Source organism: Microcoleus sp. Pol8_D6 (genome assembly GCF_036700965.1).
Taxonomy (GTDB): Bacteria; Cyanobacteriota; Cyanobacteriia; order Cyanobacteriales; family Microcoleaceae; genus Microcoleus.
The window spans coordinates 114,304-134,655 of record NZ_JAUBPW010000002.1 but is presented as its reverse complement, the minus strand read 5'-3'; the positions used below and the strand labels follow the sequence as shown (position 1 = coordinate 134,655).

The window sequence follows — 20,352 nt, the reverse complement described above, 5'->3', positions numbered from 1 at the left end:
CTTACAAAAGTCTCTGGAGCTTATTGTTACATTTTAATATTTTTTGCAAAATTTGTTTACAAAAATATTAAGGATGCGACATGGAGGATTCAGAGAGTGCATGAATTTTGAGTGCATGAATTTTGATTTTAGGAGTTTTGAGTTTGCTTCACGAATCGCAATTGCGCCAAGAGAAGCAATCTCAACACTCAAAACTTACACTTTCCAATTTCTCACCCGATGCTTTTATACCGCACGATCGCGCTCTTCTCCATGCCCGATGTTGCAGTTAGTAGCGGTAGTGAGCAAAAGCCTTGTTAGCTTCAGCCATGCGGTGTGTTTCTTCGCGCTTGCGAATAGCACTGCCTGTTTCGTTAGCTGCATCCATCAGTTCGTTGGCTAGCTTGGCTGCCATCGAGCGGCCTGTGCGGGCGCGGGCAAATCTGATCAGCCAGCGGAGGGCGAGGGTGGTACCGCGATCGGAACGCACTTCCATTGGAACTTGGTAGGTGGCGCCACCTACCCGGCGGGCTTTGACTTCTACCAGAGGTGTCGCGTTTTTGACTGCTTTTTCAAACAAATCTAACGGTTCAGCCCCTGTGCGTTCTTGGATGGTTTTGAGGGCGTCGTAGACGATGCTGGAGGCAACGGATTTTTTGCCGTGCTGCATGATCCGTCTCACCATCATGCTTACCAACCGGCTGTTGTAGGTTGGATCTGGTGGAACTGGACGTTTTTGAATAACTGTGCGGCGAGACATAGTTCTATTTGGGATTTTTGATTTTGAATGATTGAGTTTGGGGTTTTGGGATCACATCTCTATTGATGACGAGCGAGCGTGCAATTGAGCGGCGCAATCGGATTTATTTTTGCTTCCCAACCCCTACGATCGGGCGAGTTCCGTGTTATTTTTTCTCTTTAGGACGCTTGGCCCCGTATTTGGAACGACCCTGCTTGCGGTCTTTCACCCCAGCGGTGTCTAATGTACCCCGAATGATGTGGTATCTAACTCCGGGCAAATCTTTTACCCGACCGCCCCGGATCATTACTACCGAGTGTTCTTGCAAGTTGTGACCGATCCCTGGGATGTAGGCGGTCACTTCAAAACCAGAGGTCAGCCGTACCCGAGCCACCTTCCGCAGCGCCGAGTTGGGTTTTTTCGGGGTGGTCGTGTACACTCTGGTGCAAACTCCGCGGCGCTGGGGGCAACTCTTGAGAGCTGGCGATTTGGTTTTTTTCTGCGTTTGTTCCCGTGCTGAACGGATGAGTTGCTGAATAGTGGGCATGAGTTACGGCATTTCTAGCTTTTTGCTGAATATAGTGATTTGGCTGTATCCGCACTGAAAGTCCCTTCCCCTCTGGGGGGACGGGATGAATGAAAATAATTATGGGTAAGTGAGGATACCAGACTCTATATTGTACACGACGCGTGTTTCTTTGGCAAGAAATTTGCGCGACCCGCACTCAAACTTTCTTCCTTGCTGCAAGTTGGGAGGGGGCGAGCGCAACGGGAGAATGGTATGTGACATCCTATAATTTAGGCGCAACTATGATGATTTTCACAGCCGTCAGCAAAATTTATGAGATCGCAATATCGCGCTTTTTCGCTCAAATTACCATTGTTAGGAGAAGTGCATTAACTCCTGCCTGGGATCGCATCACAGTCTATAGCCGATCTACATCACATAAAATTATCTAAAACTGCCGGACAATAAGAAATATACATTGAGTTGACTGCAGATGACAACCAAAGCTTATATTCCTGAATATAAAATTTCCGAACTTTACTTGAATATTTGGAAATCCGGTAAGATCGATCGGGATCAGTTCCAGGAAATTCAATACGCAATTAATTCTCACAGTTTAAAAAGTTCAGAGGATCGAAAAATTGTCAGCAGGCTGCTGTATGCAGTACGGCGGGGATGGGTGTCAGTGATGGACTGAGTTGCTTGGGAGTTTTGAGTCAGGGCGCGAGATTGCTTCGTGACTCCCCGGGCGTAGCTGCGTCAATGAGTTTTGAGATTGCCACCCACGGAGCACAACACACACGGCGTGCATGAGTGGTGATACCAATTTACTATCAAGCTGCATTTAATATAACGCTAAGGATATAGTTCCAACCAAAAAGACATCAGCCTCATTTAGTGTATCTTGATAGTGAATTGGTATGAGCTAAAATCTCATCCATAAAAGTAGACGAATCCCCAATAGATGCACCGCTCTTAAAAGGAAATATTAAGGTAAAAGGATAGGGTATGTTTAATTCTACAGAACTGCTGATCGAGGCTTTCATCGAACAACTTCAGAACGGGTACAGCCGCACTTACGGAGGCTACAAATCTGATTATGCTGACATTATTGCCTGGGTGGGGGCAATGGCGTTAGAAAACATCGCCAACAGCGACGCTCTTTATCACAATGTAGAACACGCCATTTGCATTAGCTTAGTCGGTCAAGAAATCTTGCGGGGAAAACACATTCGCAAGGGCGGAGTTTCCTGCGAAGATTGGCTGCACTTCATTATTTCTTTGCTGTGCCAAGACATCGGATATGTCAAAGGAGTTTGCCGGCAAGACCAAGAATCAGAAGGATTATATGCTACGGGAAAAGATGGCATGAGAATTGCACTTGCTCCCGGTGCAACAGCCGCTAGCTTAGCTCCTTACCGAGTTGACAGAGCTAAATTGTTTATTGACGAGCGCTTCGGCAACCACAAGCTAATTAATGCTGAGATAATTAAGCAGAACATAGAACAGACTCGTTTCTCGGTGCTTGACGGCAACACTGACGAGGATGCAGGTAATTATTCTAGTTTAGTGCGCGGTGCTGACTTGATAGGTCAGCTCAGCAACCCGCAATATTTGCAGAAAATTGGCGCGCTGTTTTATGAGTTGGAAGAAAGCGGTGCTACTAAAGTTTTGGGCTATCGACATCCGGGCGACTTGCTGCAAAGCTACTCTAAGTTTTACTGGAGCGGCATTTATCCTCACATCAGTGAATCTCTCGGTTACTTGCAATTGACGCAGGAAGGCAAACAGATTGTTGCTAGTTTGTACGCTAACATATTTCGGATGGAACACCAACGTTGCGATTCTTCTGAGGTTGCTTGATTGCAAAAGTGAATTCAGCAGTCAGCAGTCAGTTGTCAGTTATCATTTGTTATTTGTAGGTGCTAATAACTAACAGCTCATAACGAATAAAAAAGCACAAATTACCAATTGTCACCAATTCCATATTACCTAAGTGTATTTCATCCAAATCAACTAATTTCCTCATCCATTTCAGAATGATATCTGGGACACAACCAATTACTGGGTACCAAAGAAGGCCATCCCTCCCGCAGCGCTTCCAAACAAACAGCACGCACAGTTAACTGACAGTCAAGCAGTTCTACCCCAGCTTTTTCAACTTGCTTTTTGCCAATTTTTAAAATTGATTCATCGCTAAATTCAAAGGTTTTGTGACACTGAATGCAAACCAGATGATGGTGGTGGTGCAATTCGGGAAAATTCAGTTCGTAATGTTTGTGTCCTTCTGCTAATTCTAGTTCACGCAAAATTCCTATCCTTGCTAATAAATGCAGCGTTCGGTAGACAGTAGACAAGCCTATTCGTTCTCCTTGATTCTGCAAAGTCCTGTATAATTCTTCCGCACTTAAATGATTACCCTGCGGTAGATTTTGAAAGACACTCAAAATAGTTTCTCGCTGGGGAGTCAGGCGGCAGCCTCTTTGGTTGAGTTCGACTTTGAGTGAGTTAGCACTGTATAAATTCATGTCGGAAAAAATAAAAAAGTTGAACGAGGATGGTCATGGATTATCTGTTATTTATTCGTGCTATTTTTTAGATGCTCCTAAAGTATATTTTCCGTGATAATCCATATAACTCTAGACTCCCCCTTTAGTCCAGGGTAATCTGCTAGCCACCTATCCCCTTTGCTAAAAGTGGAACTGAAAAAGTTGTTTTCGGTATTTCTGCGTAATTTTTGTGAAGTTTATAGCAATGTTGCGGATAAGCATTAATAAAACAAGTCTTAGGTTCAAAGTCAGTGCAACCGCTCGCATCTTCAGCACAAGCAACGCACGGGCGCACTGTAAATGTGAGGCGGTAGTCGTTAGTAAAAAAATTCCAATCACAAGGAATTGGATACAAGCACTTGATTTGATGCACTCCTTCTGGCAATGTTACGGACAGACTCCACAAAAATAATCAAAGTGGCAATACATAAATATTAGAAAAAGACAGTCATAAACCACCGAGATATATAGCTTTAGCCCCCAACAAGAAGGTAGCGACACCCAGCAAAACTAGGTGGATGCCCAAGATGGTGGTCACTTTGTGTGCGTCTTCCCATGTGTAGCCAAAGAAAGAAGTTCTTGCTTCGAGGGTGGCTGGCTCTTTGAGGGAGTGAAAGATGCCGCCGAAGCCGAGAAAGGCTGAGCTGATTAGGTGAATCGCCCTAACGGCGAAATACGGATCAGTCTCGACAATTTTGCCTCTCGCACCCCCGCCCAAGCCGAGTCTGGCCAGGTTTGGCAACAGGATTAAGCCTTGTTCGTACATGGGCAATTCTGAGTTAAAGCGGGAAAGCTCTAATAGGGTATAGGCTCCCGCCCAGAAGACGATGAGGCCGGCGTGGGCGACGTGGATACCGAGCAAACGGCCGGAAAGGTTGATTAAGCGGGCGTTGCCGACCCACCAGGGAAATGATTTTCCTTCGGCTGGGAAGGATTTTTTTGCCATGCTGGTCACGGCGATTTACCTCTTGAGAAAGATGTCAGTGGAGTTTTAAGCGATCACAGATTATTGATATAGATAATCAACAATTTTAGTAGTTTAGTCAAGGGGTATTTGAGAAAAATTTTCACTGATTTGAGTTCAGGTATGTAAATCAGTAGGAAAAAACATCGTTATATCACGATTATGACTGTTTTTGGCGCTTGAGCGGAGTTTGGCTTCTCCTTAGCCAAAATAGCAGCTCAAGGAATACCTCTAAATTTATTGATAAATAATATTATTAAAGAGTATTATGGCTAGAGTATTGTTTAAGTAGGTATCCAATCCTCTCGGAAAAGACAAGGTGGAAAAAGAAATCCGGTACTTTCCTATGGACAAGCTTCTCTAAAAGTACGGTTAGAGGCAGGGCGGTTTCATTCTCACGAAAATCGCGATTTTGTAGGGGTAGTGCCCCCGTGCCTACCCCCCCACAGGCGATTTCACAGTTTCAGACATGGGGGCAGCCACGGGGGGCAGCCCCTACAAGAGAATGAAACCGCGCGGTTAGAGGGGGGTGTGGGATTGTTTTTTTCCGAATGAAGAGAGTTAATGCCTACTTGTTGACATATTCATCTCAAACTCCAAACAACTAAGCCTGAGAGCATTTGCTCTCAGGCTTTTCTAGCGGAACTTTTAACTGCTTGTTGCATCTGGCGTGCTAGCTCAAGCAGAGGATTTTGTTTGTTCAGCTACTTGCTCGTTGTTGGGTAACTCCAGGCAATAACCAGCCCCGTATACGGTTTTGATGTACCGAGGATGGCGGGGATCGGGTTCCATCTTGGTTCTCAGGTGTCTGATGTGTACACGAATAGTTTCGATGTCGTCGTCGGGGTCGTAACCCCACACTTCTTTGAGAATTTCGCTAGGAGAGACTGTCTGACCGTGGCGCTGAAGCAAGCAGTGCAGCAGCTCAAACTCTAGGTGGGTCAGTTTGACTGTCTGAGCGTACCAAACAGCTTCAAACCTTTCGGGGACAAGGGTCAGCGGGCCGTAATTCAGGATTTCGGAGTGTTTGGCCGCTTGGGGGATGCGGTCTGTGCGTCTTAGTAGAGCTCGCACTCGGGCTAGCATCTCTTCTAGTTCAAAGGGTTTGGTCAGGTAGTCGTCGGCGCCGGAGTTGAAGCCTTCTACTTTGTCTTGAGTTTGACTTAAGGCTGTCAACATCAAGACGGGAATGTCTGAGGTGCGCTCGTCACGCCGCAAACGCTGACATACGGTGAATCCGTCTACTCTAGGCAGCATGAGGTCTAGCATGATCAGGTCGGGGAGCAGTTGTATGGCTAGTGCCTGACCTTTGATGCCGTCTTCTGCCTGGGTGACTTCGTAGCCAGCCATTTCTAGGTTGACTGCTACGAGTTCGGCGATCGCCGCGTCATCATCAATAACAAGTATCCGAGGCATCATTATTTATCTCACCGCTAACCGAATGGCAGATCCTACAGCCTTCTGGGGGTTCCAGGTAACTTTAACGAACAATTTTTTAATTTTAAGCTTCATTAAGGATTATAAGGTTGATTAAGAACTTTCGGAACTCTGTAAATATTCTTGTACTAATTATAAGCCCTAAGAGCGCTTATCAGAAAACTGTTTACCAAAAATCTTGCTGGGGACAGATTTTGGGTCGGAAAGAACAGCCTTAACTTTTGCAGGGTGCGCTTGGGGCTTCACAGGATCGCCCTAACGGTAGTCCGCGTTTTGCATAACCCTGTTAACCGTTAACTGTAAATTTTTTAAGTTAGTTAATTTTGCTGATAAAATTTTTGTGTTTTTTGATCGGTAGGGCTTGCTTTTTTGGGGTATTGACGGTATTATTAAATAATATTAATATGACTATTTATAAAACAAATAAACAATGTTGGCATCATTTAATGATATCATATAAAAGTCAAATAATAAATCCCGCAAACTGAAAGTTTTTGGTCAATTTTTTGCGTGTGGGGCTAATTTCTTTATCGCCCTGGAATCAGCAAAACAACCGATAAAAACAGGTTGCATACCTACTGAGGGCGAGTTTCCGATTGAGGTTGCTGAGTATTTTTGTTGGGAACAGTCGCCTTAGAGCCTAATTTTTGGAAATAAAGACCGCCGATGGTGGCTAAGAATATTGTGTAAGCGGCTGCTTGGACGAGATAAAGTCGATCTCTGTATCCAAACAGTGCTTTGAGAAGCACTCCTGGAAATTGTCGATCGGGCAAAATTTCCCCTGCATTCCACACCATAGGCCCTAAAATACAAGAGTGGACTGGTGCGAGGCGATCGTAATAAACACAAATTGCTGAATATTTGCTATTCATCTGCGACAAAATCCCAGCGGCTTGGTCAAAATGTTTGAGTGCAGATACTGCCAAACCTGCTACGATTAACAGCAACAAAATCCCCATAAACTTGAAAAACAGGCGGATATCAATTTTGACACCCCACTTGAACAGTAGCGCGCCAAGGATTGCCGCCCCAGTCAAACCGCCCAAAGCACCCAAAGCAGGAGTTAAACCTTGTTGAAATTGAGCGCTGACAAATATAACTGTTTCAAAACCTTCGCGCAGTACCGCAATAAAAATTAAGCCAAATACGCCCCAGCCGGCATTGCTATTTTCTGTTAAAGCTGCTGTAACTGCTCCTTCAACTTCTGCTTTGAGAAAGCGAGCTTGCTGAGTCATCCAAATTAGCATCCAGCTTAGCATTGCGATCGCCACAATGCCCAACACTCCCTCTAATAGCTGTTTAATGACTGGTGCGTAAGGCTGCTCTGAGGTTGATAATGCTGCGAGCAATCCATTGAAGATAATACCCACAATACCGCTAGCACCAATGCCGACTGCGACACCTCCATAAACCCAAGAATTGAGGTGACTTTGCTCGGCTTTTTTGAGGCAAGCTAGTACAATTCCGACAACTAAGGCGGCTTCTACGCCTTCGCGGAGGGTAATTACAAAAGTGGGTATGGCTTCACTAAAATTCATTTTTTATAATCATGGGGCATGGGCATGGGGTATTGGTCATTGGTGAGTGGAAATAACCAATAACCAATAACCAATAACAACTAACTAATGATTAAATCAACTATAATCCCGCAGCATTTTTTTCAATTCTACTTGGTGCAATTCTTCTTGCCCAATCAAATTGCGGGCATATTCTTCCAAATAAACGCTGGAGTCTGTCACAACTTCAAGTAAAGATTTATACTTTTTGAGCGCTTTTTTCTCGTGATTTAAACTTTCTTCTAACAAGTCTTTCACCGAGTGTTTGTAGGTTTCTTCGATTGGAGCAATTTTCTGACTAGGATGCCCCTCTAAACCGGTGAGAATTTCTCCTGCTTGTTGGGCATGGATTAGAGATTCTGTGGCTTGTGCTTTAAAAAACTGCACGATGGGAATCCGGTTTGGCCCTGTCACCATTAGTGAATAGTGGGTATAGCGCACGACACCTGCAAGTTCCCATTCCATGATGGTGCATAGCAGTTCCTGGGTTTTTTTCTCGTCAAGTTCTTTCATTTGTTGTTTTAGAAGTAGCAGGCCTTAGATGGCGCTGTTTATAATATCACATTTAAGTTAAAAATGAAAAGTAAGGTGCTGATGGCGCACTTTACCGGAGAGAGGTTGTATGTGAGTTACGGGTTAACTTCTAAGGTTTCAGTAGGAGCAAACACTACAATAAACTTAACGAATACTGCTGTACTGTTACTGCTGCTAGTTTCAGAAGATTTCAGCAGATTTGGCAAAGCAGGTTCTGGGATGAAATCCTTGGCTGGTTGATTGAGCGGATCGAAATGGGCGATCGCCCCATCTTGACTTGTGCTGACTCGATAGACTAGATTTTGATTGAACGTAGGGCTAGTTTGCCAACTTCGATCGATGCGATCGTAGGCTTTCAGAGCTAACTCATATAGTTTAGCGCGATCGGTAATTTCTGCTCTCTGATTTGTTCTATCTACTGCCTGAACTTCCTGCTTGCCTGCTGATACAGGTGCAGATTGGACAGTCTGATCTTTAGGGCTACTGGCAATAGCTGTTTCAGAAGAATTATTAGTAGAAGGTGCAACATCAGAAGACTTTTCAGGCAGCTTTTTTTGACTGTCAGTAAACATAGCCGGAAGCGCACTGCTACTCGCAATAGCTGATTGGGCCGATTTATTAGGAACAGGATTAGCATCTGCTACCTTAGCGGGATTTTGCCCCTCACTTGTCAAAGATTTGACATGGAAACCGCGAAACTTTTATTTTGGGCTAACGTTAAACATTGTGATGGGATAAGTCACAAATAAAAAACTCAAAAGTCCGATGCTGATCCAAACTATTTTGTGCATCTCCCTGGCGGGGAGTAGCTTATTTTTTGTCTCCATTATCAAACCTCACATTATTTAATTTAACGGTAAGTATGGAAGAGAGGATGCCAGTACATAGCTGTGACGGCAACCAATAACTCTACTAACTAAGTAATAATTAGGAAGGAGTTTTTTCTTTCAAAAACACGCCATACTTTGGCTTGGCTTGGATTAGCTATCGGGCAATTTAGCTGCTGCTATCGTCAACAGATTAATACAAATTATTCTGAAGAGCCGCAAATAAAATTAATTAGGGATTTTCTTTTCTTTATATTTTTTTAAAAAAATTGCTTGAGCTTGATGGTAAATACATTTTTCAGTTTAATCTGTAAACAAACATTGATAATTCTTATCAAAAAGCTTGAATGTGGGGGGGGTCGGTAAAATATCCGAATAATTCTTCAGGATTATTTAATGTTACATTTCTCATCCTCAAAACTCTGGCTGGGAAGCCCGAATCTATATCGAGTAAGCGATTGCCAGCCACAAATCCCCCCATCGCTCGATCGCATTAATGCCCCCAGAGGGGGTTTTAAATTTTTGTAAAAAATAGTTGACTAAAGAGTTGGAACTTCTCTCGTTTGGATACATCAATGCACATACCTGATGGTTTTCTTTCACCGCCAGTAGCCATTGCCACCGGCATAGCAAGCGCAGCATTAATTGCAGTTGCCCTAAATCGAACCCGCGCCAGTCTTGGACTTCGACAAGCCCCAATCATGGGCTTAACCACAGCTTTCGTGTTTGCAGCCCAGATGATCAACTTTCCCGTAGCCGGCGGCACCAGCGGCCACTTGTTGGGAGGGGCGCTCGCATCCGTCGTTTTGGGTAACCCTTGGGCGGCAACTTTGACAATGAGCACCGTTTTTATAATTCAGAGCGTCTTGTTTGCCGACGGGGGCATCACCGCCCTGGGAGCCAATATTTTTAACATGGGGCTAGTTGGCATTTGGGTGGGCTGGTGGCTGTTGCAGCCATTGCAGCAACTTTTGGGAGGTTCCAGAAATCGTTTGCCCCTAGCAGCAGGGATTGCAGCCGCCCTTAGCGTCGTGGCTGCTTCGATTAGTGTGGCGATTCAATTGGCAATTTCTGGTACCGTAGGGCTCAATATCGCATTGCCAGCAATGGTAGGCGTACATATTTTAATTGGGATTGGCGAAGGGGTAATTACAGGCGGCGTGTTAACTTATCTCGTCAAAGTGCGGCCGGATTTATTGCCGGGACAACAGCCACAATTGCAGAAATGGGTAGTGCCAGTAATCGGAGTTTTATTAATTTCCGGGGTGCTTTCACTGTTTGCTTCAAGTTGGCCTGACGGGTTAGAAGCGGTAGCCGAAAAATACGGCTTTAAAGATAAAGAAGCTGTGGCAATCGAAAATCCCACTCCTTTAGCAGATTACACAGTTAAAGGATTAGAAGAACAGCCGATTGGTACTAGCATTGCTGGACTTTTAGGGTCTGCCTTCAGCTTCGGCGCGGCTTTTGGGATTGCTCAGTTGGTGGTAAAACCTAAAGATGTCTAAACTCTCCATACCTTTTCGATTGCGAGTGTCTCTCACAATTGTGATTGGCATGGGTTTTCTGAAGACAGGCGCTTGGCTGTGGCTGGGAATTTATGGGGCGATCGCACTTTTTTGGTCGTTTTGGCTCCGGGCTCCGGTGCGAACCCTCGCGCAACTTTTGGGAGCAGAATTGCTTTTTCTCTCCTTATTAGTGCTGCCCCAAGGTTGGGAACGCGCCAGTTTTTTGTTGCTGCGTTCCCTAATTTGCTTGCTAATTATGAACAGTTTTCTGCTAACTTTGCCACCCCACAGTTTCGGAATTGCCCTCAAAGGATTACCCCTACCAGCAGGTTTGCAAGAGATTGTACTTTTAACAGGACAATACTTAGAAATCCTGCTGGCAGAAGTCAACCGCATGAAAATATCTGCCCAACTCCGGGGCTTGTCCGGTACCGGAGGATGGCTGCGTTACGCCAGTGCTTCCATGATCGGAGCGCTTTATTTGCGAAGTCTCGATCGGGCAGAAAGAGTACACGCAGCCATGCTAATTCGCGGGTATCAAGGAGCTTTACCTGCTGACTCAAAATCAACACCAAAAGAGCTACTATGGCTGACAGTAGCAATTTTAATGGCAGCCGGATTAACAATAGCTTCTTATGGTAAGTGGTAATTTAGAAGGGGCAATTGGTAATTGGTAATTGATTAATTCCTGCCTCTACCTTTTGCCTTCTCCCTTCCCCTCTCTGCGCCCTCTGTGCTCTCTGCGGTTAAATACTCTTAATCCTAAAATCGAGGAAAATAAAAATTGACTATACTCAAATCCGTGCCTACAATCGAAGTAGAAAACTTAGTATTCGGATATCACGATCAAAAGCCAATATTGCGGGCAATTTCTTTTACTTTGCAACCCGGAGAAAGAGTTGCTCTACTCGGCCTGACAGGTGCTGGTAAAAGCACTTTGCTGGAAAACTTGATCGGCTTAAAAGTGCCTCAATCCGGTGAGATTAGAGTGCAGGGAAAAAAATTGGAACCGAAGACTTTATCGCAGGCACGCAGGCAGATTGGATTTTGCTTTCAAGATGCTAACGACCAGCTATTTATGCCCACTATTTTAGAGGATGTCATGTTTGGGCCGCGCAATTACGGAGTGCCGCCGAGAGTTGCGCGCGATCGAGCTTTAGCGCTATTACACGAATTTGGTTTAGTAGAATTTGCCAACCGTTCTGCCCACGAACTTTCTGGAGGTCAAAGAAGGTTAGCAGCCTTGGCAGCAATTTTAGCATTAGAGCCAGCAATTTTAATCTTAGATGAGCCGACTAATGGACTAGATCCCTCGTGGCGGCGTCACTTGGCGTCAGTTTTGTCCCAATTGCCGATCGAGGTAATTTTGATCGCTTCTCACAATTTGAATTGGATCGGGAAAACAACTCAAAGGGCTTTAGTTTTGGCGGATGGCGAGATTAAAATTGACAGAAAAACCCAAGATTTGCTGGCAGACAAATCAACTCTCGAATATTACAATTTGCCGCCAGATTGGTAATTAACCATTGTTTATTAGTCATTACATAAAGTAGTCATAACTAACCACAAGCGATATGTCTCATGGAAAGTGGGTTGTTTGGGGCAACGGCGTTCTAGTAAACTTTAGAGTTGATCGGGAAAGAATTTCCCACTATTACTGGGTTTGCAGGCAAAAATCATGAAGGTAGCCGTATTCAGCACCAAATCTTACGATCGCACATTTCTGGAAGCAGCGAATGTCGGCGACAAACACAATTTAGTTTTTTTTGAACCGCGTCTGAACCTGGAAACCAGCGTTTTGGCTGCTGGATTTCCGGCAGTCTGCGCGTTCGTGAACGACTCTTTGGACGCGAAAACGCTGCTTAGCATTGCCGAAAAAGGCGTTCGGTTGCTGGCCCTGAGATCCGCCGGATTCAATCACGTCGATTTAGCAGCAGCGAAGGATTTAAATCTAACTCTCCTCCGAGTTCCCGCTTATTCTCCCTACGCAGTGGCCGAACACGCAGTCGCTCTGATTTTGTCCCTCAACCGCAGAATCCATCGGGCCTACAACCGCGTCCGCGAAGGCAATTTCGCCCTAGACGGATTGTTGGGTTTTGATCTCCACGGCAAAACGGTGGGAATCGTCGGAACAGGCAGAATTGGCGCAATTACTGCCCAAATTCTGCACGGATTCGGGTGTCACCTGCTGGGATACGATGTTTACCAAAACCCGGATTGCCTCGCCCTAGGCATGAAATACGTCGCACTCCCCGAACTGTTCGCCACCTCTGATATTGTCAGCCTCCACTGTCCGCTGATACCGGAAACTTACCATTTAATCGGTGCAGAGGCGATCGAGCAAATGAAACCGGGGATGATGCTGATCAATACCAGCCGCGGTCAGTTGATTGACACTAAAGCTGTTACCAAAGGACTGAAGTCTGGTATAATTGGCTACCTCGGTTTAGATGTTTACGAACAAGAGACGGATCTGTTTTTTGAGGATTTGTCAAATCACGTCATTCAAGACGACGTATTTCAGCGTTTGCTGACTTTCCCCAACGTCCTGATTACCGGACACCAAGCTTTTTTCACCGAGGAAGCTTTGAAAAATATCGCCGAAACCACGATCGGCAATATCACCGACTTTGAACAAGGACGCCCTTGCCCGAATCAAATTGACCTCGATCAAGTGAAAAAATGAGTCAAAAGACCGATTTAGCAACGAGGGGAATTGTTTACAATCAAGTCTTATCCTTATTTTTGCTTGCAATTTGTGAAGCTCTGCCTTAGTCTCATCAATTAGTCCCTGCAGCGCGAATGCTGTGCTAATTGCCGGAGAATTATACTGGCAGCAATTCACAGCCTGCAATTTTACCTGACAACGGAGGAAGTATCCAATGACACAAGCTAACTTTTCGGACGAGACACAAACAGTTACTGAAGTCGTCACAGTAGACCTGGTGGATGACAAACCGGGGGTAATGACTACAGTGACAACCACGGAAACAACGGCGAGCCAGTTCCAAGATATTAAAGACCAAGTTATTACAATTTTGTCGGAACTCCCAGCCTATCTCTCTAATTTTTTTGCTGACTACCAAAAGCCCCTCATAACTGTTGGTTTAATTCTGGCAGGCGGTATTAGTATTAAGGTAATGCTGGGAGTTTTAGGTGCTCTTAATGATGTCCCTTTGGTAGCTCCAATTTTTGAGTTGATTGGCATGGGATATACGGGTTGGTTTGTTTACCGGTATCTGCTCAAGGCTTCTAATCGCCAAGAGTTGTTAACGGAAATTGATTCTTTAAAAGAACAAGTTGTAGGGAAAGATTCTTAGAGGAAGTCATTAGTCATTAGTTAGTGGTTATTTGTTATTTGTGAGGCTATACCAATAACCGATAACAAGTAACCAGCAACCAATGCCCAATGCCCAATGCCAAATTTCCAATCTTAATTTGGATGGCAAACTTGTTGCAAAGTGGCGGTAAATTCGGGGTAGGAAATGGCAGCAGCTTCTGCCCGGTGAATGTTAGTAGTACCTGTGGCGTTGAGGGCTGCGATCGCCAAACTCATCGCTATTCTGTGGTCGGTGTAGCTGTCAACATCCGCGCCGGTCAAAGGAGTTCCCCCGGTAATTTCTAAACCGTCGGGTAACTCGGAAATTTGGGCTCCCATGCGGTTGAGTTCGGCAGCAGTCACGGCCAGCCGATCGCTCTCTTTGACTCGCAACTCGGCCGCATCTCGAATTATTGTAGTACCCGACGCAAAGATCGCCGCTACTGCCAAAATCGGGATTTCGTCAATCAGTCGGGGAATTAAGTCGCCCGCAATGGTGCATCCCCGCAATTGGCCGGAACTGCGAACCAAAATATCCGCTACAGGTTCTCCGGCGGCCTCTCTCTGATTTTGCAGTTCAATATCGGCCCCCATCATTTCCAAAGCTTCCAAAATGCCTGTACGAGTTGGGTTGACGCCGACATTTTCGACTAGGAGTTCCGAACCCGGGACGATCGCCCCAGCAACTAGCCAAAATGCCGCCGAACTAATATCCCCCGGTACAATCACATTCTGCCCTTGCAGTTGTGTCGGCCCAGTAACTGTCACGCTACAAGTTTCTGGATCGACGCTCAATTGGGCTCCAAACGCTCGCAGCATCCGTTCGCTGTGATCCCGCGACAGAGCGGGTTCTGTGACTGTAGTTTCTCCCTCCGCCATCAAACCGGCGAGCAAAATGCAAGATTTAACTTGAGCCGAGGCGATCGGAGAATGGTAGTGAATCGGTTTTAACTGCTGTCCTAGTATCGCTAAGGGAGCTAAAGAATTGCTCTTTCGACCCCAAATTTGCGCTCCCATAAGTTGCAGCGGTTTAATGACGCGCGACATCGGGCGCGATCGCAAAGAACTGTCACCCGTTACCGCATAAAAACGCCCCGGATGAGAAGCTAAAATTCCCAACATTAGCCGCATCGTTGTGCCGGAATTGCCAGCGTCCAAGACTTCTACAGGCTCCTCTAACTCGCCAATTCCGACGCCCGTGACTGTCACCCGTTCCGCGTTGAGTTCAGAAACTTTGGCCCCCAGGAGCGAGAAACATTTAGCCGTGCTGCGGGGGTCTTCCCCTAGGAGTAGTCCCTCAATAGTAGTTTCACCTTGGGCGATCGCACCCAACATCAAAGCTCGGTGAGAAATTGACTTATCGCCCGGAACTCGAATCCTCCCCACCAGCGACAAGCCCGAGGTCGGTTTTTGAATGCTTAAAGTTTGGCTTTTGTCAAGAAGCGTAGTAGTTATAATGTCAGCTTGCATTGAGATAAACTAGGATTGGATGGCGTTAGCTATCCTACCTTTTTCTCAGTCCTAAGTCAGTCGTCTTTTGTACGGCCTGCGGGTTTTTTCCCAATGTGTCCGGTTAACTTAAAGCCTGATTAAACTCGCCCAGAGACTCCGCTGTCAGTTATCGAGGACACAGGAGTGCGGACGCAACAGCACGGATTTCACTTTAATTTCACATTAATTTCACAAATATTATCCGTGTATATGCTTAGATTTCATGTCCTGCTGTGAGTTATCGACCAGATGATTGAATTGTGACTAAACAATTTTCGATTTTCGATTGCCAGTTGTAGATTTTTCATTTTTTTAAGCAAAAGCTCCGGAATTTGGAACCCAGCTAATCTAAAATCTAAAATCTAAAGCTTAAAATCTCAAATCTCAAACCCCCCGATCCACAACAACTCCTACACTTTTGTTTATGCTGACGCATCACCGCAAGCCTGTAAGTTTATCGCTGGTATCCACAGATTTACCATTGTGGTCAGTTGTTGAAACCGCTGGTACGCTTTATCAAAAAGACCGCGATCGCTTTCACTTGTTGTTGCACGAACCAGCCATCCTCGATCGCCAATTTTCTGACGACTCCGACGCATCTGCCGAGCAAGTTACAATCTTACCCCCAACTACAAAACCCCGGTTGCTCTGGCTAGAAGTTTCCCCCTATCGAGTCATTATGACCATGCAAGGAAACGGCAAATACAGTTACCGCCACTGCTGGGAACGAGGAATGTACGGCCTGAGCCGTTATTGGCTTCAGGGCGAATCGCTGGCCACTCCCGAACAGTTGCGACTCCGCAACTTCACTCGCAACTTGACGCTGACAGGAAAGCCGGAACCGGATCACTTGCGGTTAGAATACGAGTTGTGGTCGGAGAAAGTACAACTCGGTCGCTATATTTTGAATCTAGAAATTCATCACTAAATTGGGTAATTGCAAAGGGGTAGATAGTAGGTGAAGGCGACGCATTCCTCAAATTCATTCACCCCCCGTGGTTTGTTGGGGTTCGCGTGGCCATCTCAAAACTCAAAACTCTTAGCCTTTAGCGATCGCCCTTACAATAATTAATCAGTTTGCTAGTCAAAGCGTCTTGATTTGCGGCTGCTTGATTCGCCTGTTGGCCGGCTCTAATAATATCTGCTTGAGCGGTTTGGATTTGCTCTCGACCTTCTATACTTGTAGAAGCGAGATTTCCAGCCTGAAGACTTTTGCTTATGTCGCCGAGTGCTTGACTAATTTCCTGGAATGATTTAACCGATGGCTGCTGAATTTCTTTGAGGGTTGGATCTGTTATTCGCAGATCCTCAAGTTCATTCGCTATCAGGTTCAAATTTTTAGCTAAATTGTCGGTCGTTGCAGCATCGTTGCTGTCTTTGTCAACCTCAAGGAGAGCGTTGCCTTTGTTGACAATTTCAGTAAATTTAGTACACTGGACAGCTCGGCTATCGCTGCAACTAATCGTCAGCGTACAGCAAGCAACAACTATCAACAGGATGGCAATCTGTTTGCGAAAAAAGTACATGAATCCTCGGTTGCAAAAAAAGTAGATTCTGGGATTTTGTCGTAGAGTGCGTCACTCGATTTTCGATTTACTTGCGACATTGAATCAAAGGAGCTGGAACTTTGGTCTAAAATTAGGGATTGTCCACAAGGCGAGTGTACGCGGCACAGTATCCGTTTTTGGGTGTGTCAGCGGGCCGATCGATATATCGACTGTCGAAAAACTTTCGCGACATTCAGACACGCTCTACTAAGCTAAACTACGTACCTGTTTAGGAACTATGGTCAAAAACAGCAATAACCTAAAGAAGGGAAGCATTTGGGGATATCTTACCCTGCTTTTGCCTATTTCCTTGACGGCGGTTGCCAGTTTCGAGTCGGGAAGGATGTTTTGGGCCATCGCCACCACAGCGGGCATTGCTTGGGCTTACAAACTCTACCACCAGCAGCAAAAACATAAACTCGCTCATCTAGACTCGGTTTTCTATAAGTTGATCAAGGAAAATCAAGGGCGAGTTACGGCTTTGGATTTGGCGATGAATGCGAAACTGCCGGGAGAAAAAGTTCAAGAGTATCTCGACGAACGAGCTTCTGAGTTTGCTGCAGATTTTGAAGTGACGGAACAAGGCGGAATTTTGTATTATTTTCAAATAGCTCCACCTGTCAATCAAAGCGAAACAGCTAATGCGGGAATAGCTGTTCAAGAGCCTCCCACAAATCGGGAAAAAGCACAAGATAAAAAACCAAATTTATTCCCCCTTGCTCAAACCAAGACTCCTCAAAAGCCCAAAATCTCTTTTACCCAGACGGAACTCTCCCGCAGGTTCAAAGTCCACGCAACTACGATCGGCAAGTGGAAACTTAAGCCGGAGTTTGCTCAGTGGAGCCGCGAAAAAGACCCGGAGGATCTCGCCTGGGAATATTCTACAGAAAACAAGCGATTTTATCCGAAAGATTGAGTTTCTCCGGTCTTCGCCAAAATATATCAAGAAACCCGGTTTATACGACGCTCTGCGGTTAGTAACGAAGAATTTGGGAAGAAAGCGGGTTTCTGAGAGATGAGCGCGTCCTAGACTAATTGTACTGCCGTTGACCGAGCAACCTCTTTAGGTTATTTTAAGTAAAATCGTGTTTTGCTGAGTCTGCCAAATAAAAATCGGTAAATTCGATCGTCCTATCTGTGACTTTTTTGTCCTATGTCCAAAACAACCTTGCGAGTAGTCGCCCGCCTCGCTGCCTTTCCTGACAAAGTAGCAGAACTTAAATCTCTGCTGCTGAGCATTATGGAGCCCACTCGCAAAGAAAAAGGCTGTATCAAATACGAACTCCTGCAAAATCAAGCCGATCCCACAGATTTTACCTTCGTTGAAGAGTGGGAAAGTGCAGATTTGCTCGAACTACATCTCGGTTCCACTCACATTCAAGACGCCGTGCAGAAATTAGACGGTTTGGCCGTTGGGCCTCCAGATATTCGTCGCTATGAATTGCTAGCTTAATCAGCTTTTTATCGCAATTTGATTAATGTTTGTGAATTAGCTTCGACCCCCCTAGCCCCCCTTAGTAAGGGGGGGGACAAGAGTTCAGTTTAAATTGAAGCAGAGCTGAAAAAATTATGACAGTAGCAACAATAAAACAGTTATTTATTTATCCAATTAAGGGACTGACACCCCAAGCAATGTCGGAGTTTGCTTTAACAGCAGGACACGGAATTAAGGGCGATCGAACTTTTGCCTTAATGTTTGCAGATAATCTGGAAGCTGCAAAGATGCCCGTCAAAAATATGCCTTGGATGAGCAAAAAACATTTTGCTGTTCAAAATGATTGGCCTTTGTTAGCAGCTTTAGAATGCGATTATCAACCGGAAACGACGATTTTAACAGTCAAGCGTCAAGGAGTTGAAGTGCTATCCGCAGAAACGAACACAGCAGCGGGTCGCGATCGCATCGGCAGTTTTTTCACAGAATATTTGGCGGCAATTGAACCCACAAAAGAAGCGAGACACCCGCAGTTTGCACCTTTGCACTTAGTCGGCGACACCAGCGGCGAAACTCGTTATCCCGATCGAGAACCCGTACACATTTCTTTACTCAGTCAAGCCACATTAGACCAATTAACAGAAATTGCTGTTCAAAACATTGACGTGGGCCGATTTCGCCCGAACATTGTGCTAGAAGGTATGGCCGCTTGGTCAGAATTTGAGTTGATCGGAAAACAGTTTCAATTAGGCACGGCGCGCATAGAAGTTACAGCACGAATCGGTCGCTGTGTCAATATAGAAGTGAATCCAGAAACAGGCGATCGGGATATTTCTCTACTCAGTTTACTGCAACAGGAATTCGGTCACGCACAAACTGGAGTTTTAGCCAAAATTATCAACAGCGGCACAGTTAAAATCGGCGATGTTTTGCATCCCTAAAATAATCAGTTGATGCGTTGTTATATATCCGAAGCCTTTAGAGGCGTGCCCGAGTCCACAATTTGAACCAACAGCAGACAATATTAACACAAAACCCGCCCCAACCCAGCGACTCATCCTGCTTCCGGCACCCTCACCTTATTACCAATTAAGTTCAGAAAACTCGTGCCAAAATGTTGAACCTCCAAAAAATTAGCATAAGTAGGAGTTGACTTGTAAACTCTAAAAGTCCGCATAATTCCTAAAGTGGCGGCACTTTCCAGCGGGCCGATAAAGCTAGTATCTCGGTCCAAAAAATGAGACTGCTTAGCCCAGTGTGCCATCTGTTCCGCATTCAAAAAATAGCAGCCGGAATGAGGATTCAACGCCCGCTCAAAAGCAACTGTTTGTTCCATAATTTTTCCCATTAACTGCCGCTGCTCCTCTACATTTTGAAACGGAGAAGTCGCTGAGTCTGCCAAATCACCATCAACATATGCTTTAAAAACCGCGCCTTTAGGCGCTATTTCATAGCGATTAGGTTGCAGCAAATTCCCATTTCCTCCGTGATGCGTAAACCACTTTAATTTACTAAAAAACCACGGATCATGCAGAACTAAATCATCTTCCAAGTAACAGAAATAATCGTATTTGTTAAGACACGCTCGCAAAACTGCTTGACACTCAAACCCCAACAGCAGTGGTTCGCATTTTGTAGCATGGTGCATAAAACATCTGGGCTGCACTGGCAGTTGAGGCAACAGATGATAACCTTGAGTAGTGCAAACAACAATGTCAATTTCGTGCTGTTGAGATTGATTGGCTGGGATAGTTGCACATTCGCTAATGTCAATCATGGACTGAGATTTGCCGTACAAAGCTTGCAGCGATGTCACGCAAGCGGTTAAAGCATTTAGTCGTGGTTGCGGATCATTTCGTTGGGAAGCGTGTTTCCCGTCGCCGCTGGGATTGTAAAAGTGAGCAATAGTGAATAGAATTCGCATTGGTGTGGAGTAACTATTAGAAATTAAACAATAAAACAGAA

21 protein-coding genes and 1 pseudogene are annotated in these 20,352 nt (G+C 45.3%); 11 read left to right on the top strand and 11 right to left on the bottom strand.

The features are described from left to right. Positions 1-268: 268 nt before the first annotated feature. Together rpsG and rpsL are read right to left on the bottom strand one after the other, a co-directional pair. On the bottom strand, positions 269-739 hold the full coding sequence (gene rpsG / locus QUA10_RS01465; protein ID WP_006632196.1) for a 30S ribosomal protein S7: 471 nt from the start codon (positions 737-739) through the stop codon (positions 269-271). 145 nt (positions 740-884) lie between these two features. Next, complete coding sequence (rpsL, locus tag QUA10_RS01460; protein ID WP_006632197.1) at positions 885-1,265, bottom strand: 30S ribosomal protein S12; 381 nt, start codon at positions 1,263-1,265, stop codon at positions 885-887. A gap of 454 nt (positions 1,266-1,719) precedes the next feature. Between rpsL and QUA10_RS01455 the strand changes: the two genes are divergently transcribed. Continuing rightward, positions 1,720-1,923, top strand: a complete 204-nt coding sequence (locus QUA10_RS01455; protein ID WP_333081254.1) for a hypothetical protein — start codon at positions 1,720-1,722, stop codon at positions 1,921-1,923. A 311-nt stretch (positions 1,924-2,234) separates the two neighbouring features. Next, positions 2,235-3,089 (top strand): Npun_R2479 family HD domain-containing metalloprotein, encoded by an 855-nt coding sequence (locus tag QUA10_RS01450; RefSeq protein ID WP_333059034.1) that lies wholly within the window; start codon positions 2,235-2,237, stop codon positions 3,087-3,089. A gap of 149 nt (positions 3,090-3,238) precedes the next feature. On the opposite strand, the gene QUA10_RS01445 is transcribed toward QUA10_RS01450, so the two are convergent. The 6 genes and pseudogenes from QUA10_RS01445 to QUA10_RS01420 all read right to left on the bottom strand — a co-directional run bounded on the left by QUA10_RS01445 (position 3,239) and on the right by QUA10_RS01420 (position 8,940). Continuing rightward, positions 3,239-3,754 carry a transcriptional repressor gene (locus QUA10_RS01445; RefSeq protein WP_333081255.1) on the bottom strand — a complete coding sequence of 172 codons (516 nt, stop codon included), beginning with the start codon at positions 3,752-3,754 and terminating at the stop codon, positions 3,239-3,241. Positions 3,755-4,226: 472 nt separating this feature from the next. Continuing rightward, positions 4,227-4,721, bottom strand: a pseudogene (locus tag QUA10_RS01440) (chlorophyll a/b binding light-harvesting protein); the annotation flags it as partial. A gap of 696 nt (positions 4,722-5,417) precedes the next feature. Continuing rightward, positions 5,418-6,155 carry a response regulator transcription factor gene (locus tag QUA10_RS01435; RefSeq protein WP_333081299.1) on the bottom strand — a complete coding sequence of 246 codons (738 nt, stop codon included), beginning with the start codon at positions 6,153-6,155 and terminating at the stop codon, positions 5,418-5,420. Between the two features lie 596 nt (positions 6,156-6,751). Then, complete coding sequence (locus QUA10_RS01430; protein ID WP_333081256.1) at positions 6,752-7,714, bottom strand: FTR1 family protein; 963 nt, start codon at positions 7,712-7,714, stop codon at positions 6,752-6,754. A 96-nt stretch (positions 7,715-7,810) separates the two neighbouring features. Beyond that, the gene (locus QUA10_RS01425) at positions 7,811-8,245 is read right to left on the bottom strand and encodes a ferritin-like domain-containing protein (protein WP_333075906.1); all 435 of its coding nucleotides are present in this window, start codon (positions 8,243-8,245) and stop codon (positions 7,811-7,813) included. Positions 8,246-8,361: 116 nt separating this feature from the next. Beyond that, entirely contained in the window at positions 8,362-8,940 is a 579-nt protein-coding gene (locus QUA10_RS01420) for a hypothetical protein (protein WP_333081257.1), read from the bottom strand. A 728-nt stretch (positions 8,941-9,668) separates the two neighbouring features. Here QUA10_RS01420 and QUA10_RS01415 point away from each other — a divergent pair. The 5 genes from QUA10_RS01415 to QUA10_RS01395 all read left to right on the top strand — a co-directional run bounded on the left by QUA10_RS01415 (position 9,669) and on the right by QUA10_RS01395 (position 13,918). Next, positions 9,669-10,598: an energy-coupling factor ABC transporter permease gene (locus tag QUA10_RS01415; protein WP_333081259.1), complete on the top strand. Its 930-nt coding sequence runs from the start codon at positions 9,669-9,671 to the stop codon at positions 10,596-10,598. Next, positions 10,591-11,247, top strand: coding sequence for an energy-coupling factor transporter transmembrane protein EcfT (locus QUA10_RS01410; RefSeq protein ID WP_333081261.1), 657 nt, complete (start codon positions 10,591-10,593; stop codon positions 11,245-11,247). The genes QUA10_RS01415 and QUA10_RS01410 overlap by 8 nt, the downstream gene beginning before the upstream one ends. A gap of 135 nt (positions 11,248-11,382) precedes the next feature. Beyond that, the gene (locus QUA10_RS01405; protein WP_333081262.1) at positions 11,383-12,117 is read left to right on the top strand and encodes an ABC transporter ATP-binding protein; all 735 of its coding nucleotides are present in this window, start codon (positions 11,383-11,385) and stop codon (positions 12,115-12,117) included. 159 nt (positions 12,118-12,276) lie between these two features. Next, positions 12,277-13,284: a 2-hydroxyacid dehydrogenase gene (locus QUA10_RS01400; RefSeq protein WP_333081263.1), complete on the top strand. Its 1,008-nt coding sequence runs from the start codon at positions 12,277-12,279 to the stop codon at positions 13,282-13,284. Between the two features lie 196 nt (positions 13,285-13,480). Then, entirely contained in the window at positions 13,481-13,918 is a 438-nt protein-coding gene (locus QUA10_RS01395) for a CAAD domain-containing protein (RefSeq protein ID WP_333081264.1), read from the top strand. 113 nt (positions 13,919-14,031) lie between these two features. Here the strand turns inward: QUA10_RS01395 and aroA are convergent, their stop codons facing one another. After that, positions 14,032-15,387, bottom strand: coding sequence for a 3-phosphoshikimate 1-carboxyvinyltransferase (gene aroA, locus QUA10_RS01390; protein WP_333081265.1), 1,356 nt, complete (start codon positions 15,385-15,387; stop codon positions 14,032-14,034). A gap of 445 nt (positions 15,388-15,832) precedes the next feature. Here aroA and QUA10_RS01385 point away from each other — a divergent pair, with 445 nt between their 5' ends. After that, on the top strand, positions 15,833-16,336 hold the full coding sequence (locus QUA10_RS01385) for a hypothetical protein (RefSeq protein ID WP_333081266.1): 504 nt from the start codon (positions 15,833-15,835) through the stop codon (positions 16,334-16,336). A gap of 118 nt (positions 16,337-16,454) precedes the next feature. Here QUA10_RS01385 and QUA10_RS01380 read toward each other — a convergent pair whose 3' ends face one another. After that, positions 16,455-16,934, bottom strand: coding sequence for a hypothetical protein (locus QUA10_RS01380; protein WP_333081267.1), 480 nt, complete (start codon positions 16,932-16,934; stop codon positions 16,455-16,457). 259 nt (positions 16,935-17,193) lie between these two features. Here QUA10_RS01380 and QUA10_RS01375 point away from each other — a divergent pair, with 259 nt between their 5' ends. From QUA10_RS01375 to QUA10_RS01365, 3 genes are all read left to right on the top strand, one after another. Further along, a complete protein-coding gene (locus QUA10_RS01375; RefSeq protein WP_333081268.1) occupies positions 17,194-17,871 on the top strand; it encodes a hypothetical protein in 678 nt (225 codons plus the stop codon). A 237-nt stretch (positions 17,872-18,108) separates the two neighbouring features. Next, the gene (locus tag QUA10_RS01370; protein WP_190656699.1) at positions 18,109-18,408 is read left to right on the top strand and encodes a putative quinol monooxygenase; all 300 of its coding nucleotides are present in this window, start codon (positions 18,109-18,111) and stop codon (positions 18,406-18,408) included. Positions 18,409-18,524: 116 nt separating this feature from the next. Then, complete coding sequence (locus tag QUA10_RS01365; protein WP_333081269.1) at positions 18,525-19,328, top strand: MOSC domain-containing protein; 804 nt, start codon at positions 18,525-18,527, stop codon at positions 19,326-19,328. A 113-nt stretch (positions 19,329-19,441) separates the two neighbouring features. On the opposite strand, the gene QUA10_RS01360 is transcribed toward QUA10_RS01365, so the two are convergent. After that, a complete protein-coding gene (locus tag QUA10_RS01360; protein ID WP_333081270.1) occupies positions 19,442-20,311 on the bottom strand; it encodes a calcium-binding protein in 870 nt (289 codons plus the stop codon). Between the last annotated feature and the right edge of the window lie 41 nt (positions 20,312-20,352).

Coding starts and splice junctions, on each gene's coding strand:
- QUA10_RS01400 (WP_333081263.1), top strand. CDS start 12,277: ATGAAGGTAGCCGTATTCAGCACCAAATCTTACGATCGCACATTTCTG.
- QUA10_RS01445 (WP_333081255.1), bottom strand. CDS start 3,754: ATGAATTTATACAGTGCTAACTCACTCAAAGTCGAACTCAACCAAAGA.
- rpsG (WP_006632196.1), bottom strand. CDS start 739: ATGTCTCGCCGCACAGTTATTCAAAAACGTCCAGTTCCACCAGATCCA.
- QUA10_RS01395 (WP_333081264.1), top strand. CDS start 13,481: ATGACACAAGCTAACTTTTCGGACGAGACACAAACAGTTACTGAAGTC.
- QUA10_RS01410 (WP_333081261.1), top strand. CDS start 10,591: ATGTCTAAACTCTCCATACCTTTTCGATTGCGAGTGTCTCTCACAATT.
- QUA10_RS01455 (WP_333081254.1), top strand. CDS start 1,720: ATGACAACCAAAGCTTATATTCCTGAATATAAAATTTCCGAACTTTAC.
- QUA10_RS01365 (WP_333081269.1), top strand. CDS start 18,525: ATGACAGTAGCAACAATAAAACAGTTATTTATTTATCCAATTAAGGGA.
- QUA10_RS01380 (WP_333081267.1), bottom strand. CDS start 16,934: ATGTACTTTTTTCGCAAACAGATTGCCATCCTGTTGATAGTTGTTGCT.
- aroA (WP_333081265.1), bottom strand. CDS start 15,387: ATGCAAGCTGACATTATAACTACTACGCTTCTTGACAAAAGCCAAACT.
- QUA10_RS01450 (WP_333059034.1), top strand. CDS start 2,235: ATGTTTAATTCTACAGAACTGCTGATCGAGGCTTTCATCGAACAACTT.
- rpsL (WP_006632197.1), bottom strand. CDS start 1,265: ATGCCCACTATTCAGCAACTCATCCGTTCAGCACGGGAACAAACGCAG.
- QUA10_RS01375 (WP_333081268.1), top strand. CDS start 17,194: ATGGTCAAAAACAGCAATAACCTAAAGAAGGGAAGCATTTGGGGATAT.
- QUA10_RS01385 (WP_333081266.1), top strand. CDS start 15,833: ATGCTGACGCATCACCGCAAGCCTGTAAGTTTATCGCTGGTATCCACA.
- QUA10_RS01435 (WP_333081299.1), bottom strand. CDS start 6,155: ATGCCTCGGATACTTGTTATTGATGATGACGCGGCGATCGCCGAACTC.
- QUA10_RS01430 (WP_333081256.1), bottom strand. CDS start 7,714: ATGAATTTTAGTGAAGCCATACCCACTTTTGTAATTACCCTCCGCGAA.
- QUA10_RS01425 (WP_333075906.1), bottom strand. CDS start 8,245: ATGAAAGAACTTGACGAGAAAAAAACCCAGGAACTGCTATGCACCATC.
- QUA10_RS01415 (WP_333081259.1), top strand. CDS start 9,669: ATGCACATACCTGATGGTTTTCTTTCACCGCCAGTAGCCATTGCCACC.
- QUA10_RS01360 (WP_333081270.1), bottom strand. CDS start 20,311: ATGCGAATTCTATTCACTATTGCTCACTTTTACAATCCCAGCGGCGAC.
- QUA10_RS01370 (WP_190656699.1), top strand. CDS start 18,109: ATGTCCAAAACAACCTTGCGAGTAGTCGCCCGCCTCGCTGCCTTTCCT.